The sequence below is a fragment of the Methanofollis tationis genome (assembly GCF_013377755.1).
Lineage (GTDB): Archaea > Halobacteriota > Methanomicrobia > Methanomicrobiales > Methanofollaceae > Methanofollis > Methanofollis tationis.
This window is the reverse complement of record NZ_JABXWR010000001.1, coordinates 1,731,301-1,748,455: the sequence shown is the minus strand read 5'-3', so window position 1 is coordinate 1,748,455 and position 17,155 is coordinate 1,731,301. Positions and strand designations below refer to the sequence as shown.

The 17,155-nt window shown below is 59.9% G+C and carries 18 protein-coding genes; 16 read left to right on the top strand and 2 right to left on the bottom strand.

Annotation, left to right across the window (positions count from 1 at the left end; all coding sequences use genetic code 11):
* The first annotated feature begins 3 nt into the window (after positions 1-3).
* The 3 genes from HWN36_RS09115 to HWN36_RS09105 are packed head-to-tail and all read left to right on the top strand — an operon-like array spanning position 4 to position 2,861.
* Positions 4-1,329: a TldD/PmbA family protein gene (locus tag HWN36_RS09115; protein WP_176789048.1), complete on the top strand. Its 1,326-nt coding sequence runs from the start codon at positions 4-6 to the stop codon at positions 1,327-1,329.
* Positions 1,316-2,596, top strand: coding sequence for a TldD/PmbA family protein (locus tag HWN36_RS09110; protein ID WP_343044964.1), 1,281 nt, complete (start codon positions 1,316-1,318; stop codon positions 2,594-2,596). The genes HWN36_RS09115 and HWN36_RS09110 overlap by 14 nt, the downstream gene beginning before the upstream one ends.
* 1 nt (position 2,597) lies before the next feature.
* Positions 2,598-2,861: a pro-sigmaK processing inhibitor BofA family protein gene (locus tag HWN36_RS09105; protein ID WP_004040119.1), complete on the top strand. Its 264-nt coding sequence runs from the start codon at positions 2,598-2,600 to the stop codon at positions 2,859-2,861.
* A gap of 6 nt (positions 2,862-2,867) precedes the next feature.
* Here the strand turns inward: HWN36_RS09105 and HWN36_RS09100 are convergent, their stop codons facing one another.
* Positions 2,868-3,575 (bottom strand): KaiC domain-containing protein, encoded by a 708-nt coding sequence (locus HWN36_RS09100; RefSeq protein ID WP_176789046.1) that lies wholly within the window; start codon positions 3,573-3,575, stop codon positions 2,868-2,870.
* A complete protein-coding gene (locus HWN36_RS09095; protein ID WP_176789045.1) occupies positions 3,572-4,396 on the bottom strand; it encodes an RAD55 family ATPase in 825 nt (274 codons plus the stop codon). Before HWN36_RS09095 ends, HWN36_RS09100 begins: the two co-directional genes overlap by 4 nt.
* Positions 4,397-4,510: 114 nt before the next feature.
* Here HWN36_RS09095 and HWN36_RS09090 point away from each other — a divergent pair, with 114 nt between their 5' ends.
* The 13 genes from HWN36_RS09090 to HWN36_RS09030 all read left to right on the top strand — a co-directional run bounded on the left by HWN36_RS09090 (position 4,511) and on the right by HWN36_RS09030 (position 17,112).
* On the top strand, positions 4,511-6,088 hold the full coding sequence (locus HWN36_RS09090; RefSeq protein WP_176789044.1) for a type II/IV secretion system ATPase subunit: 1,578 nt from the start codon (positions 4,511-4,513) through the stop codon (positions 6,086-6,088).
* Complete coding sequence (locus HWN36_RS09085) at positions 6,085-8,028, top strand: type II secretion system F family protein (protein ID WP_176789043.1); 1,944 nt, start codon at positions 6,085-6,087, stop codon at positions 8,026-8,028. Before HWN36_RS09090 ends, HWN36_RS09085 begins: the two co-directional genes overlap by 4 nt.
* An 82-nt stretch (positions 8,029-8,110) precedes the next feature.
* Positions 8,111-8,272, top strand: a complete 162-nt coding sequence (locus HWN36_RS09080) for a hypothetical protein (RefSeq protein WP_176789042.1) — start codon at positions 8,111-8,113, stop codon at positions 8,270-8,272.
* Positions 8,269-8,745, top strand: a complete 477-nt coding sequence (locus tag HWN36_RS09075; protein ID WP_176789041.1) for an alpha/beta hydrolase — start codon at positions 8,269-8,271, stop codon at positions 8,743-8,745. Before HWN36_RS09080 ends, HWN36_RS09075 begins: the two co-directional genes overlap by 4 nt.
* A 56-nt stretch (positions 8,746-8,801) precedes the next feature.
* Entirely contained in the window at positions 8,802-9,131 is a 330-nt protein-coding gene (locus tag HWN36_RS09070) for an ATPase (RefSeq protein ID WP_176789040.1), read from the top strand.
* Positions 9,118-11,094, top strand: a complete 1,977-nt coding sequence (locus tag HWN36_RS09065; protein ID WP_176789039.1) for a V-type ATP synthase subunit I — start codon at positions 9,118-9,120, stop codon at positions 11,092-11,094. Before HWN36_RS09070 ends, HWN36_RS09065 begins: the two co-directional genes overlap by 14 nt.
* Positions 11,095-11,097: 3 nt before the next feature.
* On the top strand, positions 11,098-11,355 hold the full coding sequence (locus HWN36_RS09060) for a H+transporting two-sector ATPase C subunit (RefSeq protein ID WP_004040139.1): 258 nt from the start codon (positions 11,098-11,100) through the stop codon (positions 11,353-11,355).
* A 14-nt stretch (positions 11,356-11,369) separates the two neighbouring features.
* Complete coding sequence (locus HWN36_RS09055; RefSeq protein WP_176789038.1) at positions 11,370-11,948, top strand: V-type ATP synthase subunit E family protein; 579 nt, start codon at positions 11,370-11,372, stop codon at positions 11,946-11,948.
* Positions 11,949-11,960: 12 nt separating this feature from the next.
* Positions 11,961-13,016 carry a V-type ATP synthase subunit C gene (locus HWN36_RS09050; protein WP_176789037.1) on the top strand — a complete coding sequence of 352 codons (1,056 nt, stop codon included), beginning with the start codon at positions 11,961-11,963 and terminating at the stop codon, positions 13,014-13,016.
* Positions 13,017-13,322, top strand: coding sequence for a V-type ATP synthase subunit F (locus tag HWN36_RS09045; RefSeq protein ID WP_004040142.1), 306 nt, complete (start codon positions 13,017-13,019; stop codon positions 13,320-13,322). It begins immediately after the preceding gene.
* Entirely contained in the window at positions 13,313-15,085 is a 1,773-nt protein-coding gene (locus tag HWN36_RS09040) for an ATP synthase subunit A (protein ID WP_176789036.1), read from the top strand. The genes HWN36_RS09045 and HWN36_RS09040 overlap by 10 nt, the downstream gene beginning before the upstream one ends.
* On the top strand, positions 15,082-16,476 hold the full coding sequence (locus HWN36_RS09035; RefSeq protein WP_004040144.1) for a V-type ATP synthase subunit B: 1,395 nt from the start codon (positions 15,082-15,084) through the stop codon (positions 16,474-16,476). The genes HWN36_RS09040 and HWN36_RS09035 overlap by 4 nt, the downstream gene beginning before the upstream one ends.
* A gap of 6 nt (positions 16,477-16,482) precedes the next feature.
* Positions 16,483-17,112 (top strand): V-type ATP synthase subunit D, encoded by a 630-nt coding sequence (locus HWN36_RS09030; protein ID WP_176789035.1) that lies wholly within the window; start codon positions 16,483-16,485, stop codon positions 17,110-17,112.
* Positions 17,113-17,155 lie beyond the last annotated feature (43 nt).

Below are 17,155 nucleotides of genomic sequence, written 5' to 3'. Positions count from 1 at the left end.
ACCATGCATAATCTTCGCTATTATGATATTCGCCACGTCCGCGGCTCCTCGACCCATATCGACATCGACAACGGTGTGGTCGAGTCGGCAGGCACCAGTTTTTTCGACCATGCGGTCGTCAGGGTGCTCGGGGAGAAGGGGTGGGGGATCCTCACCCTCGAAAACCTTGATCCCGACGGTCCGGTTGAGGCGCTGATCCGCGAGGCGCTCGACCTTGCCCAGATCACCGAGGACCCGGTGGACCTCGCCGACGCTCCCCGCCAGATCCTGCCGGTGCCGGCGGTGGGCGAGGACCCCCGCGATATCTCGCTCGAAGAGAAAACACACCTTCTGGCCGGGATCGAGGGGACCGCACGCATCCCGGGGGTCGTGAACACGCGGGCCAGGTATGCCGAGACGATCGAAGAGGTCAGGTTCCTCGACTCGTCGGGTGTAGAGTTCTCCTACGAGATCCCCAGATGCGGCTTCTCGGTGATGGCCGTTGCGGCCAGGAAAGGCGAGATGCAGATGGGACGGGAGAGTCTGCACACCATCCGCGGCCTTAACCTCCGCCACCGCGAAGAGATGGGGACGAAGGCGGCAGAGACCGCCGTCGCCCTCCTCGATGCGAGGGCGGCGAAAGGGGGACGGATGCGGGCAGTGCTCGATCCCGAACTCGCGGGGGTCTTTGCCCACGAGGCAATCGGCCATGCGAGCGAGGGCGACCTCGTCAGGGAAGGCAACTCCGTCCTCGCCGGCAGGACCGGCGAACTGATCGGCAGCCCGACCATCACGATCGTCGACGATCCCACGCTCCCCGAGTTCGGGTTCGAACCGGTAGACGCTGAGGGCGTCGCGGTCGGCCGGACCGAACTGATCAGGAACGGACGGGTGAACGCCTACATGCACTCGCGCCAGACGCTGGCGGCGGTGGGAAACGGCCGCGCCGGGCATGCCCGCGCCAGTGCCGGCGACCCGCCTCTCGTGCGGATGAGCAACACCTTCATCGAGGAGGGTGACGCCGCCTACGACGAGATCATCGCCGAGTGCCGGAGCGGCATCCTACTGAAGGGCTCGCGCGGCGGACAGGTCGATCCCGGCCGCGGCGTATTCCAGTTCAACGCCGAGTATGGGTATATCATCGAGGACGGCGCTCTCGGGGCGATGGTCAGGGATGTCTCCCTCTCAGGCGAGATCCTGGGCACGCTCCATGCGATCGCCCTGGTCGGCAACGACCGGGCGATGCACCAGGGGTATTGCGGCAAAGGCGGACAGAGCGTCCCGGTGAGCGACGGGTCGCCCCATATTCTCCTCGAAGATGCGGTGGTGGGTGGCAGTGGAACTGATTGAAGAGATCCTCCGCACCGGCGGAGAGATGGTGGACGAGATCGAGGTCTATGTCTCAGAGGCGGAATCGGTCTCTGCAGAGTTGAAACGCACCCTCATCGAGAACGCCGGGGGTTCGAAAGGGTTCGGGATCGGCATCCGCGTCATCGACCGGGGGCGCATCGGCGTCTCCAGCACCGGCAGCCCGAAGGACTGGCGGGCCTGCCTGGAGGCGGCGATCGCCAGCGCCCGCCTCGACCACCCCCAGGAATGGGGCGGACTGCCCGCCCCGGCACCCCTGCCGGACGCCCCGCCGATCTTCGACCCCTCGCTCAGCCTCGACCCCGACTGGACGAGGAACACCCTCGGAGAGATGCTCCGCGGCGCTGAAGTCCACGACGCAGACGTGACCGGCGGGTCGGCCTCGCTCTCCCGGTCGAAGGTGACGATCGCCAACTCTTCAGGCGTCGTCTACGAACAGGAGCGCACCAGCGCCGGGTGTTCCCTGGAATGCATCAACGAGCAGTCCACCGGATTTGAGTTCGACGTCTCCCCGTTCGTCGGGATCGATCCCTGCCGCACCGGCGAACAGGCGGCATTTTTTGCCGAGCACGGCGTTGACGGCGAGGAGATCGAGACCGGGGACTACGACCTCGTCCTCTCGCCGGTCGCCCTCTCCCAGTTCCTCGGCCACGTCCTCGAACCCGCTCTCTCGGGCAGGAACGTGCATGCAGGCCGGTCCTGGCTCGCCGGGAAAGTAGGGGAGGAGTGCATCGGCGAGAACCTCTCGATCTCTGACGATCCCTCCCGGTGCGGCCTTTCCAGCACACGGTTCGACGCCGAAGGCGTGCCTGCAAGACGGATTGTCTTCTTCGAGAACGGCGTTTTGCAGGGTTATGCCTACGACCTCCGCACCGCCTACCGCTACGGACAGGAGAGCACCGGATCAGCGGTCCGCAGCGGGCCTGGCGGCGCTCCTGCAATCGGCGTCCACACCCTGGTCATCGACGGGGCGCGGGACACTGTCGACGACGAGCCCGCCGTCTATGTCCACGATATCGTCGGAGCGCACACGGCCAACCCCCTCACCGGCGACTTCTCGGTCGAACTCTCCAACCCATCATGGGTCGAGGACGGGGCGTTCACCCTCCCGGTGCGGAGCGCCATGCTGGCCGGCAACGTCTTCGAACTCCTTGGTGCGGTCGCCGCCATCGGAAAAGAGGAACGCCTCGTCGGCGGCGCCGTGCTTCCGGCGGTAAGATTAAATAAGCAGCATATCATTGGTAAATAGGATGATAGAGACCATTATCGCCATTGCACTCGTGATCGTGGCTGTCGGGGTCCTGTATTATTTTTTCAAGCAGGCGACGACCCTGATCATCAACGCCGTGGTCGGGCTGATCCTCCTCTTCCTGATCAACTACTTCCAGGTGACCGGCATGATCGGCGGGACCGAGATCCCGATAAACTGGGCGACCGTCCTTATCTGCGCCCTCGGCGGTGTTATCGGCGTGGTTCTGCTCGTCCTGCTCAACCTTGCCGGGATCACCATCTGACTTTTTTTAAAAGACGTTCGCCTCTGAATAGACCTGCACCCGGTCTCTGAGGATCTCGTAGGGCTTGATCTCGCGCGAGTGGTTCGATCCCCGCATCTTCACTACCTCGACCGCCGGGTGGACCTCTGAGAGGTCTGAGGGGCGGATATAGCGGAGGAGGATGACGGTATCGACCATGTACTCGATGAGGGAGTACTTGCTCGCATACGGATTGTTCTGGAGGGTCTCCGAGGTGAGAATGAGCGTGCAGTCCTCGTCCCGCATCCTCTCGATGAACCTGAAGAGTTCCTGCCGCCGTATCGATTCGTCGGTGAAAATGCCTTCGAAGAGCGATATCGGATCGATCACCACCCTTCGTGCCCCGACGCTCCGGATCAACTGCGGCAGTTCGTCCTTGATCTGGTTGACGGCGACGGTGAAATCGGTCGGATCGAGTTTTATGACAAACAGGGACTTGTCCAGATAGGTGTCGAGGTCCCAGCCCCTCCGCAGGATATCCCGGTGGATCATCTCGGTCCGTTCGTCGAGCGAGATGAATATCGCCTTCTCACCCTGTTTTAACCCTTCATAAATGAACTGGAGGGCAAACGTCGTCTTGCCGGTGCCGTATGTCCCCACGATTGAGCAGATTGACCCTTCAAAAATCCCGCCGCTCAGCATGGAGTCGAGCCCCTCGATCCCGAACTGCACCCTCTGTTCGTCGTCCACGTTCATATGACCACCCTGATGTTGGATACCTCAAACCCGCCCCCGGCGGTGATCCGCACGCCGAACTTCACCAGGTCCTGCTCCTCGAGGTGGGGCATCACCCCCCTGAACTTCCTGAAGTACATCGTCCTCTGCCGCCGCATCGCCTGCGTCTCCTCCCACTGGAAGAGGGTGACGGCGTCGGCGATGTCCTGGATCTCGATCTCTTTGGCTGCTGGAAGGACGCCGCGCGTCAGGGGCAGGTAGACCACCGACCCCCACCGTTTTGTCACCCGCTGCAGGCCGCGAAGAAAACCGGTGAACGCTTTCCACTCCTGCGGCGTGTCGGCCTGGGTGGCAAGGTCGGTGAGCGAATCGAGATAAATGACGCTGCCCGGCGCCGCACCCGAGAGGATCGTCGAGAGTTCTCCGAGGATATTTTCCCGTGAGGAGCGGTTTTGCATCCGGGTGAGGATGTCGCTCCCTCCGTACCACTCGGCCGGGACGACGCTGGCGTCGAAATACAGTCTGGAAAGATCGCTGAACCGGACCCCTTCCTCCATGGCGGCGTAGAGGTCCGGGCTCACTGAACTCTCCACCTCCCCGAGGATGTCGTCCCGTATGCGGGTGACCGTGATGTACAGGATCTCGCCGGCAGGAGCTGCTTCATCTCCTCGCTCTTTTTTCTCCTTTGATAGGAATATTGCTGATGACCTGATGAAGTCGCTGTTCCCTGCCCCGATATCCCCGAGAAGGAGTATCATCGACCCCGGCGGGACGCCGCCGTCCAGCACCGGGTCAAGAGAGGCGATCCCGGTTGGAACCCTCAGATCTGCTCTGTCCCTCATCTTCTCCCTGAAACTAATCGACACACTTCTATAAAATGGTTGTAGATTCTTTGTTCAATAAAAATAAAGATAAATACTGGATCCGTTCAATCCTTCATAATCTGGAGTTCGCACATGAATCTGCCGTTTCCCCGGAAACATCCGGATCAATCAGAGATTTTCACCGATTACGACCCGGAAACCGAGCCGGCCCTGGTCGAGGCGGTGATCCCTGAGGCTTTCGATCTCGTTGAGAGTTACTGGGTGGATAAAGGGCAATCGCTTGTCTGTATCCTCCTCAACCGGCGTATCGGCCAGAACGAGTATCATCTGATGGAGCCCGCCCTCTCCCCGTTTGAGTACGAACTCCTGGAACGCCTCCACGAAGACCTGCGCGACACACTGATCCTCTCGGACGACGAGATGATCAGAGAGCGCAAACAGGTGCTCATCGAGCGGATGAACGGTCTGATAAGGGAATACGGCGTCCGGATCGATCCCATCTCACGCCGGAAGATCGAGTATTACATTTTGAGAAATTTTGTCGGCTGGTCCCGCCTGGAAGGGCTGATGAAGGATCCCGATATCGAGGATATCTCCTGCGATGGCACAGGCATTCCTCTCTTCCTGTACCATCGCCGGTTCAAGAACATCAGGACAAACCTCACCTTCTCCGAGGTCGAGTTGAACTCTCTTGGCATCTCCCTTGCCCAGCGTTCGGGAAAACACGTCTCGATCGGAACGCCGGTAGTGGACGCCACCCTCCCGGACGGCTCAAGGCTCCAGCTCACCTTCGGCAAGGAGGTCTCGACGCGCGGCACCTCATTTACGATCAGGAAGTTCCGGGCCGAACCCTTCACCCCGGTCGAACTCCTCGACCTCGGCACCTTCTCCCCGGAGGAGCTGGCCTATTTCTGGATGTCGATCGAGAACAACAAGAGCCTGCTTTTTATCGGCGGCACGGCCTCGGGCAAGACCTCCTCGCTCAACGCCGTCTCGCTGTTCATCCCGCCCCTGGCCAAGGTCGTCTCCATCGAGGACACCCGAGAGATCACCCTCTTCCACGAGAACTGGATTGCCTCGGTGACGCGCGACACGATTGCAGGGGAAGCATCGACCTCGATCTCGATGTTTGATCTCCTGAAGGCGGCGATGCGGCAGCGGCCCGAGTTCATTCTGGTCGGCGAGGTGCGCGGCGCCGAGGCCCAGACGCTCTTCCAGGCGATGAACACCGGGCACACCACCTTCTCCACGATGCATGCAGGCGGTGTCGACGCCGCCATCCACCGTCTGGAGAACGAACCCCTCAACGTCCCGAGGAACATGGTGCAGGCCCTGGACGTCGTCAGCGTGCAGGCGCTCATTTACCGCGGCACCGAGCGGGTCAGGCGCTGCCAGGAGGTCGTGGAGATCGCCGGCATCGACCCGGGCAGCGGGAACCTCCGGGTGAACACCGTCTTCACTTACGACGCCATCCACGACGTGATGCGCTACTCGGGCAGGTCGCTCGTCTACGGCAGGATCATGGAGATGCGGGGCTGGACCCAGGCGAGGCTTGAAGAGGAGATCAACGAGCGGATCCACATCCTCAGGGCGATGCAGGAGCAGAAGATCACCGATTATCGGAAGGTCTCTCACATCTTCCACCTCTATGCGATCAACCGGAACACCGTGATGGAGAGCATCGATAACCTTTCAAGGCTGTTTTCATGAGCGACGAGAGCAGGCCCGGTCCCTTCAGGCGGTTTGTCGAGGCGGTCGTACGCCAGGATCGGGTAAAATACAACAACCTCAGGCAGGACCTGATCTCGGCGCGGCTCGGCATGACGGTAGAAGGGTATGTGGGCCGCTCAGTCCAGTTTGCCCTCCTGGCAGGCCTGTTTTTCGGTCTCCTCATTTATTTCATCTCGGGCTTTGTACACCTCCCGACAGGCAGCATTCAGATCGTCAACATCCTCCACCTGCCGATGCCCGACCTCCAGAAAGGCTCGTCGTCCTGGTATCTGATCCGGATCCTTGCCTTTATGGCGGCTGCAGCCATTGCCGGGGCGGCGTCCTACGCCCTTGCCCTCAGGTACCCGGTGCTGGAGCGGGGAAACCGGGAGACGAAGATCAACCTCTCCCTCCACAACACCGTTTCATACATCTATGCGATGCGGCGGGGGGGCGCCGAGATCATCGATATCTTCCGATCTCTCTCGGAAAACGCCGGGATTTACGGCGAGAGCGCCATCGAGTTTCGGCAGGTGGTGCGCGACGCCGATTATTTCGGCATGGACGTGGTATCGGCGATCCGTCACCTCTCCGAGACGACCCCGTCAAAAAAACTTAAAGAGTTCCTTGAAGACCTCCTCTCGGTCATCGAGAGTGGGGGAAACCTTTCGGCGTTTCTCTCGACCCGCGTCCGGATATACCAGGAAGAGGCACGCTTTGAGCAGAAACAGTTCATCGGCACCCTGGAGTTTGTCGGAGAGGCCTATGTCACCGCCTTTGTCGCCGGCCCGCTCTTCCTCGTGATCGTGATGGTGGTGATGGGGCTGCTCGGCGGATCGGCGATCACCCAGCTCTCGGTCGTCGCCTATGCGCTGCTTCCGATCGGTTCTCTGATCATGATCCTCTTCATCGACCTGATCTCGGTGAAGGAAGAGGGTGCCGAGCGTTACACGAAGATGAAGGTGCTCGACGCCTTCGGAGAGGTCAGGGTGGTCGATGTCGGCGGAGAAGAAACCCTGTTCAAGCAGCTCACCCATTACGACCGCATCCGGGGGATCAGGGGGTTCATCAGAGCACCGTTGCGCGGCTTCGTCGTGGACGCGCGGCGGACCTTCCTCATCACGGTGCCGGCGGCACTCCTTTACCTGCTGGCAATCTTCCTGAACCTTCCCCCCTCTCTTCCCTTCGAGGCTGCCGTCTCTGCCGTCGATGATCATGTCGTCATTGCGGCCCTTCTGGTCATGATCTGCTACGCCGTCTTCTTCGAGGCCTGGCGGCGCGAGATCAAGGGGATGGAGGGGGCGGTCCCCGAGTTTCTGGCCCGGATGGCCGGCATCAACCAGGTCGGCCTCACCCTTGCCCAGGCGATCGAGATCCTGGTGCGGACAAACCTCGGCGTTCTTTCCTACGAGATAAAGCGGATCAGCAAGGACATCGCATGGGGGGCAAATGTTCAGGATGCCCTCGTCCGTTTCGAGCACAGGGTGCGCACCCCGGTGGTCTCCCGCTCGGTCACCCTGATCACGACCGCCACCAGGATGAGCGGCAACATCTCCGAGATCCTGACGATCGCCTCAAAAGATGCCCAGATGTCCCAGGTACTCAGGCAGGAGAGAAACGCGGCGATGCTCCTCTACCTTGCGGTCATCTACATCGCCTTCTTCGTCTTCATCTTCGTCGTCGTGGTGATCTCGGCCCAGTTCCTCCCGCTGCTCGAGGACGTCGCAACCCAGGCCGGACAGATCGGGGGAACCTTCGGCGATATCGGGAATGGGTCGCTCCTCTCGATCAAGAGGCTTCTCTATCATATCTGCCTGATACAGGCCTTTTTCTCCGGTCTTGTCGCAGGGAAGATGGGCGAGGGCTCTGTGCGGGCCGGGGTGAAGCACGCCGCAATCATGCTCTTCATCGGACTGGCGGCGTTCAACCTGCTGGTGTGACCAATTCATCTCTCTTTTCAGGCCAGAATACCCCGGCTCCAGAACCAAATGCTTATATTCCATCGTCGCCGTAGTTCCTCGTATGTGCTCCACTGGCGGCGGCCCCGATGTTGAGATCAACGAGAAAGTGAAGGAAGGAGAAGGAAAACGCTACCGATGCCGTGAGTGCGGCTATACGTTCTCGTCCCTGAGCCGGCACCCGATCTGCCCCTCCTGTCAATCCGAGGACGTCGAACAGATATGATCCTGGAGCCCGGTGCCGGCGATCTCTTCTTGATACAGGGCCCCTCCTCTTTTCTTCTCGGTGGTGTCGTGCGCGAACGGTTCGCCCTTCCGGTGAACGCTGCCGATGACGTCTACTTCGAACCGGTCCGTCCGGGCGATCTCGTCTGCGTCTCGGCCCCGGAAGGCGGGTCCCTGCGGGCGGCGGCGATGCTCCTTCTTCTCGTCCGGGACCATCACTTCCCGGTCTTCGCCCTTCCAAAGGGCCATCCCGGATCGACATGGGTGCCGATGGTTATCTCGACCGCCCCGTCGATCACCCTCTCCTGCGGGATCGTCAGGGGCACGCACCCTGACCAGCACCTCCTCTGTTCTTCAGCTGAACTTGCCGGCATCGTCCTGCGGGGCGGCGTGGACGCTGTCACGGTCGAGGGCCTTCCTGCGGGGTTCACGATCTCGTATATATGTGTTGACCGGGCGCTCGCCGCAGAATAACAACAAATATAAAGGTAATTTTCATCAAATATTGTAAGCCGTGAGAGGAGGGTTGGATGAAGAGTGAGGTTTTAAAAAGCATCAAGCAGGCAGAAGAAGATTACATGTCAATGGTCAGCACCGCAAAGTCTGAACAGAAGCAGAAAATTGCGGATGCCAGGGTGGAGGCCGAACACATCGTTGTGAAGGCTACCGCCGATGCAGAGGCCCACAAAAAGCAGCGACTCGCAGACGCCGCGTCCGAGGCCGCCAGAAAGCGCGCCAATATCCTGAAGGACGGCGAAGTGCGGGCGACAAAACTCAGAGCGGAAAGCCTTGCAAATCTTGACAGGGCAGTCGATCTGCTCGTCTCGCGTTTCAAGGAGCAGCTGCATGTTTCAGCCTGAACGGATGAGCCGTATCCTGATTGCAGGGTCCAAGGACCAGATGGATACGATTGTCCGTGAGCTGTATCACCAGAACGCATTTCACATCGAAGATTTTGTCGAGAAGGAAGACGAGGCCTACGAAGGGTTCAGGATCGGCATGCCTCTTGCGGGCGCAAGCGAAGCGTCCACAGAGCTGATCAAGATCCGTTCGATGGAGTCGATGTTCGGGATCTCCCCTGACACCGCCACCACCGCAAGGATGCATTCGTCCCCTGAACTCCGGGCCGGAGTCGACCAGAAACTCGCCATTCTCGTCAGAGACGTCGAAGAAAGCACTGCACAACGGTCAAAACTTGAGGCTCAGGTGAAGGTACTCGAAGCCAGGGCAGTCGCCCTCGAACCCTTTGCCGCAGTCCCCCTCGATATGGACCTTTACCACGGCTATGAGGGCATCACCGTTTTTGCAGGCTATGTCGCGTCCGACGTCGAGATCCCTGTCCCCCATGAGAAACACTATGTGCCGGGTGGAAAGGGCAGACAGAACTTCCTTGTGGTCTTTGTCCCTGCAAGCGATGCAGAGGCTGCGAATAGCGCCCTGCTTGAAGCACGGTTCCAGGCGGTCCCCATCCCCGAGGGGAACGGGCCGGTAAACGATCTGATCTATGATACCCGGGGCAAAATAGCCCAGATCAACGAGCAGATCGCAAAAATCGAACGGAACATTGAAGAAAAGAAGTCTGAATACAGCGAACTCCTTGTTGCGTACGACGAGTATTTCACGGCCGTTGTGGAGCAGGCCGAGGCCCCGCTCCGGTTTGCAACGACGGAGGACGCTTTTGTGGCAGAAGGCTGGGTCCCGACGGAGCGGGTCGAGGCGATCATCGCAGCGCTCACCCATGCGACCGCAGGCAAGGTCTATGTCACCAGGCTCGATATCGGCGACAACCCGAAGGAGGTTCCGGTTGAATACAAAAACCCGAACTTCTCGCGCCCGACCGAGCTCTTTATGGACATCTACTCGCGTCCGCGCTACGATGAGTTTGACCCGACGCTGCTCGTCTCGATCGTATTCCCGATCTTCTTCGGGTTGATCCTGGGCGATGTCGGCTACGGTCTCGTGCTGCTTGTGGCCTCGTTTGCCCTGAGGAAGGTCCTCACGGGTGAGGCAGGGAACAAGCTCCTCGACGTGCTGCGCAACGCAAGCATCATGAGTATCATCTTTGGTGTATTGTTCAGCGAATTCTTCGGCGCCGGGCTCCCATGGGAGTCGATCATCTACACCAGGCACTTAAACATCGGCGGGCATGCCGTCCACCACCCGATGGTGGCCGAACTGCTGATCGTCTCGGTCTGGATCGGCCTGCTGCACATCACGCTCGGGCGCCTGATCCATATGAGAAACATCAGCCATGCCATGCACAAAAGCCACCACGCCACCAAGGAGATCCTCGCCCAGCTCGGCTGGCTCTCCACAATGTGGGGCATTGTCATCGTGATCTGGTCGATGTTCGCCATCCCCCTGATGATAGACCTGACCGGATTTGCTCCGGTGGCAATGGGCCTGAACGCGGCCAGTATTGTCGGCGTCGTCCTCGGGTTGATCGGCATCGTCTTTATTGGCATGGAATCTCCGCTTGAACTGGTCGAGATCCCGACGATTATCAGTCACGTACTCTCGTACACCCGTCTTGTCGCCGTCGGCCTTTCGTCAGTCGCCATCGCGATGGTCACAAACTTCATCGCTCTGGACTTGATCATCGGCCCGCAGTTAGAATCGCTCTCTGCGTTCGGGGTGTTCATCGTCCTGCTGGGCCTTATCGTCCTGGTAATCGGCCATGTGCTGAACACGGCACTGGGCATCCTGGGCGGCGGCCTGCACTCAATCAGGTTACACTATGTTGAGTTCTTCACCAAGTTTTACAATGGTGGAGGAAAGAAGTACAATCCATTTGGAATGATCAGGAAATTTACGGAGGATTAAATTATGGCAGATCCAGTAGTTGCAGAAATGACTCTTGAAATGGTTCAGGCATCGCAGTTCGGACTTAAGGCAGTTGGCGCAGGCCTGGCTGTCGGCCTTACCGGTATCGGCAGCGGTATTGCCGAAATGGGTATCGGCGCCGCTGCAGTGGGTGCGACCGCAGAGAACAAGGACATGTTCGGTCTTGCACTGCTCTTCACCGTTATTCCAGAAACAATCGTCATCTTCGGTCTTGTGGTCGCTCTGCTGGCGCTCTTCTAAGCACGGAGTGGACGATGGGACTGGAAGCTGTCGTTGGAGATATCAAAGAAAAGGGCAAAAAAGAGGTCTCCGCCATTCAGGCGGAGACCCGGGCAGAGGTGACGCGCATCCTTACGGAGGCGCAGGAGCGTGCAGCAGGGATCAAGCAGCAGGCCAGCGAGGAGGTGGAGCGGGACGTCCAGCGGATCATCAACCAGGAGGTCTCGGCCGCCAACCTTGCGGTCAAACGCGAGATGCTCAATGCTGAGAAGGACACCCTCAACCGCGTCCACGATGCAGTCGTCACCAGGATCGCCGGTATGCCTGCCACCTTCCATGAGATGGCTCTTCGCGCTCTCCTTCCGGAGGCGGCTGCAGCCGTCGGGGGTGGCGTGGTCTATTGCAATGCCCGTGATATCCCCACCGTAAAGAAGATCCTTGCCGAGAGCAAGGACCTGGCAGCGTTCTCGGTCGGCGAGCCCATATCAGTTGAGGGCGGAGTCGTCATTGAGAGCGCCGATGGCAGGATGAAGATCGATTATAGTTACCGTACGTTCCTGGAGACGGTATGGGAGTCAGGGCTTAAGGATGCGTCAGATATCCTGTTTCCCTGAGGAGGCCGGCAGATGGCTGACGTAGGGGGCCCTGCCCCATATATTTACGTCTCAACGCGCATGCGTGTGCGCAAAGCAAAGTTGATCCCGCGGGAGGAATACCTGCGGATGCTCAACATGAGCCTGCCCGAGATCACCCGCCTGATCGGGGAGACCGAGTATAAACGGGAGATCGACGAGCTCTCCTCGTCTTTCTCCGGGATAAACCTCATCGAGGTTGCCCTTTCGTGGAACCTCGCGAAGGAGTATCAGAATATCCTGAAGATCACGCCGCCCGGACTGATGCAGTTCGTGCAGATCTATCTGCGCCACTGGGACATCCAGAACGTCCTCACCATCCTCCGGGGAAAGGTGCAGGGCATGAAGCCCGGCAAGATCAAGGAGGTACTCATCCCCGCAGGTGAACTCGATAGAATCACTCTTGACCATCTCCTGAACGAGGACTCCCCTGAGCGGATCGTCGATTCGCTCAAGGGCCGGTCATTCGGGGCAGTCCTCGCCGCCGGGATCACCGAGGCTCTTGAGACCGGTTCGTTCGCAAACATCGAGAACGAGCTCTACAAGCAGCTCTATGCCAGGATGATCGCCGAAGCGAAGGACGGGATCAAGGGGGGCTACGAGTTTCTCGGGTACATCCAGATGGAGATCGACCTGAAGAACCTCATCAACCTCTTCCGGTTCCGTGCGCACAAAGCCGGCGAAGAGATCAGGGAACTGCTCATTCCAGGCGGAAAAGCATTCACGGTCGACGAACTCCAGAGGATGAGCGCAATCGAGGACCTCAACGAGTTCATCGATGCTGCCAGGAAAAAGACACGTGACCCCGAACTGAACGCACTCTTCGATGAACTCGGCCAGAAACGCCCGGTTCACGAGGTCGAGGTGCTGGTGACGAAGTACCAGCTGAAGCAGATGGAGAGGCTGTCCAAGCTCTACGTCTTCTCGGTCTTCCCGATCCTGGCATACCTCGAGATGAAGAAGTACGAGGTGACAAACCTCCGTGCGATCGCGCGCGGTAAGGAGTATGGCCTGCCAAACGAACGCATTCAGGGATACCTGGTGATGTAAATGGTCGAGATTGCAGTTGTTGGCCAGGCTGAGTTCGTCATCGGGTTCCGGCTTGCAGGCATTCAGAAGACGATCGCTGTCGGAGACGACGAGGCACTGAAAAACACCGTTATAAACGTCCTCAAGGACAGTTCGGTCGGGATTCTGGTGCTGAGCAGCAGCGATATGAACAGGCTCCCTCTAAGGCTGCGGAACCAGCTCGAGGAATCCGTAAAACCGACGGTGATCGCAGTCGGCGAAGAAGAAGGAGGACTCTCCATGCGGGAGAGAATAAAGAGATCGGTCGGTGTTGATCTGTGGAAGTAAAAGGAGAATCGAAAACAGGCACTTCGACAGGGGTGCTCAAGAGAATTTCAGGCCCGGTGGTGACGGCCGTCGGTTTCAACGCCCACATGTATGATGTGGTCAAGGTGGGCAACGAGAAACTGATGGGCGAGGTCATCAAGATCACGGGCGAGAACATCATCATTCAGGTCTATGAGGCCACCGATGGCATCAGACCGGGCGAACCTGTGGAGAACACAGGGATGTCGCTCGCGGTCGAGCTCGGCCCTGGGCTGCTGAAGAGCATCTACGACGGGATTCAGCGTCCGCTCGAGGTGCTCATGGATAAGATGGGCAGTTTCATCGAGCGTGGTGTGACCGCACCCGGCCTCGACCGCACCACGAAGTGGGACTTTGTCCCGGTCGTGAAGGCGGGCGACAAGGTCGTGCCCGGCACCATCCTCGGGACGGTGCAGGAGACCTCGTCGATCCTCCACAAGATCATGGTCCCGCCCAATATGAAGGGCGGCGTGGTCAAGGAGATCAAGGGGGGTTCGTTCACCGTCGAGGAGGTCATCTGTAGCCTCGAAGACGGAACGACCATCACCATGATGCAGAAGTGGCCGGTGCGCGTGCCGCGCCCGGTGACCGAGAAGATGAACCCGGACATTCCGCTGGTCACCGGCCAGCGCATTCTCGACGGGCTCTTCCCGATCGCAAAGGGCGGCACCGCAGCAATTCCGGGCCCGTTCGGCTCGGGCAAGACAGTCACCCAGCAGGCGCTTGCGAAGTGGTCTGACGCACAGATCGTCGTCTATATCGGCTGCGGCGAGCGCGGCAACGAGATGACCGAAGTGCTGACCGAGTTCCCCGAACTCGAGGACCCCAAAACCGGCAGGCCGCTCATGGAGCGGACGGTGCTCATCGCGAACACCTCGAACATGCCGGTGGCAGCCCGTGAAGCGTCCGTGTACACGGGGATCACCATCGCGGAGTACTTCCGCGACCAGGGCTACGACGTCTCGCTGATGGCCGATTCCACCTCGCGGTGGGCAGAGGCGATGCGTGAGATCTCCTCCCGTCTTGAGGAGATGCCCGGTGAGGAAGGGTATCCTGCATATCTCTCCGCCCGTCTCTCTGAGTTCTACGAGCGTGCGGGGCGTGTGACCACCCTCAGCAACGAGAAGGGCTCGGTCACCGTCATCGGCGCCGTTTCTCCGCCGGGCGGCGACTTTTCAGAGCCGGTCACCCAGAACACCCTCCGTATCGTGAAGGTCTTCTGGGCACTGGACGCGAAGCTCTCGCAGCGCCGGCACTTCCCGGCGATCAACTGGTTAAACTCGTACTCCCTGTACCTCAACGTGCTCAACCCCTGGTACGACAAGAACATCTCCCCTGAGTGGAATCCCCTCCGCAACTGGGCGATGGCCGTCCTCCAGAAAGAGTCCGAACTCCAGGAGATCGTGCAGCTCGTCGGTTCCGACGCCCTGCCTGAGGAGGAGCAGATCACCATCGAGGTCGCCAGGATGCTCCGTGAAGTGTTCCTGCAGCAGAACGCCTTCGATCCCGTCGACACCTACTGCTCCCTCGAGAAGCAGTTCGACATCATGAAGGCGATCCGTCTCTACGCCGACCTGGCCGCCACGGCCCACACCGCCGGTGTGATGCCGTCCCAGATCCTTTCGGTCAAGGCGAAGAACGACCTGCCGCAGATCAAGTTCACGAAGGACTACAAGCCTGAACTCGAGAAGGTTCTCGCGCAGATGAAGAACGAGTTTGCCGGACTGAAGGCGGGTGCAGCATGAAGGAATATCGGACAATCAAGCAGATTGCAGGCCCGCTCGTCTTCGTCGAGAAGACCGAGCCGGTCGGCTACAACGAGCTCGTGAACATCGCTCTCGCCGACGGCTCGATCAAGCGCGGCCAGGTGCTCGACACCTCAGACGACCTCGTGGTTGTCCAGTGTTTCGAGACGACGGCCGGTATCGGCCGTGACTCCGGGGTCAGGTTCCTCGGCGAGACGATCAAGATGCCGCTCTCGAAGGAGATGCTCGGCCGTATCCTCTCGGGCGGCGGTAAGCCGATCGACGGCGGCCCTGAGATCGTCCCGGAAAAACGGCTCGACATCATGGGCGCTGCGATCAACCCGTACGCCCGTGCGTCGCCGGCTGATTTCATCCAGACCGGTATCTCCACGATCGACGGGACGAACACCCTTGTGCGCGGTCAGAAGCTCCCGATCTTCTCGGCAGCCGGTCTGCCGCATAACGATGTCGCCCTGCAGATCGCCCGTCAGGCAAAGGTGCCGGGATCGACCGAAGCGTTCGCCGTGGTCTTCGCTGCGATGGGTATCACGAAGGAAGAGGCCAACCATTTCATGGCCGACTTCGAGCGCACCGGCGCCCTTGAGAGCGCGGTCGTCTTCCTGAACCTTGCAGACGACCCGGCCGTAGAGCGGATCATCACGCCGCGTCTCGCCCTCACGACCGCCGAGTACCTTGCGTACGAACTTGGGTACCACGTGCTCGTCATCCTGACGGACATGACAAACTACTGTGAGGCGCTCCGTCAGATCGGTGCCGCCCGTGAAGAAGTGCCGGGCCGCCGCGGCTACCCGGGCTACATGTACACGGACCTCGCCTCGATCTACGAGCGTGCGGGTATCGTCAAGGGCAAAAAGGGCTCTGTGACCCAGATCCCGATCCTGACGATGCCGGGCGACGATATCACGCACCCGATCCCCGACCTGACCGGCTACATCACCGAGGGTCAGATCGTGGTCTCCCGTGAGCTGCACCGGAAGGGTATCTACCCGCCGATCAACGTCCTGCCGTCGCTGTCCCGTCTGATGAACCTCGGTATCGGCAAGGGCCACACGAGAGAGGACCACAAGAAGGTCTCCGACCAGCTCTACGCGGGCTATGCGGAAGGCAACGACCTGCGCGGCCTCGTGGCGATCGTCGGCAAGGACGCCCTTTCCGAGCGTGACCGCGGTTTCCTGGAGTTCGCCGACCTCTTCGAGGGCAGGTTTGTTACGCAGGGTATCGACGAGAACCGGACGATCGAGGACACCCTCGACCTCGGCTGGGAACTGCTGGCCTCGCTGCCGGTGGAGCAGCTCGTGCGTATCGACCGCGACCTGATCCAGAAGTACCACCCGCTCTACCGCAAGGGCGCAAAATCTGCAGGGGTGTAACCGTCGATGGCGCTTAGAGATGTCAAGCCGACCCGTTCCGAGCTGATCAACATCAAGCGCAAGATCAAGCTCTCAGAGCGGGGCTACAACATCCTCAAGATGAAGCGCGACGGGCTGATCCTTGAGTTCTTCAAGGTGCTGAAGGAGGCGAAGGACACCCGGGGCGAGATGCTGCGCAAATACCGGCACGCCCAGGAGATGATCGCCCTTGCAAACACGGTTGAAGGGACGATCGGGGTGAAAGCGGCGGCCTTCTCCGTGAAGGAGAAGCCCGAGATCACCCTGAAGTCCAAGAACATCATGGGCGTTGTCGTGCCCGAGATCGAGGCCTCGAAAGTGAGGAAGAACCTGGCCGAGCGCGGGTACGGTGTGCTCGGCTCCCGTGCGGTCATCGACGAGACGGCCGAAGCCTACGAGGAGCTGGTCGAGGCGATCATCGAGAGCGCCGAGGTCGAGACGAAGATGAAGCGTCTCCTCGACGAGATCGACCGGACGAAGCGGCGTGTGAACGCCCTTGAGTTCAAGGTGATCCCCGAACTGAAGGAAGGCGCGGCCTTCATCAAGATGCGCCTCGACGAGATGGAGCGCGACGAGCTCTCCCGTCTGAAGCGGATCAAGGCGAAGAGTGCGGAGTAGAAGTCCGCGTAGCCGCTTTCACCTTTTTTTTTGTGTTTCTGCA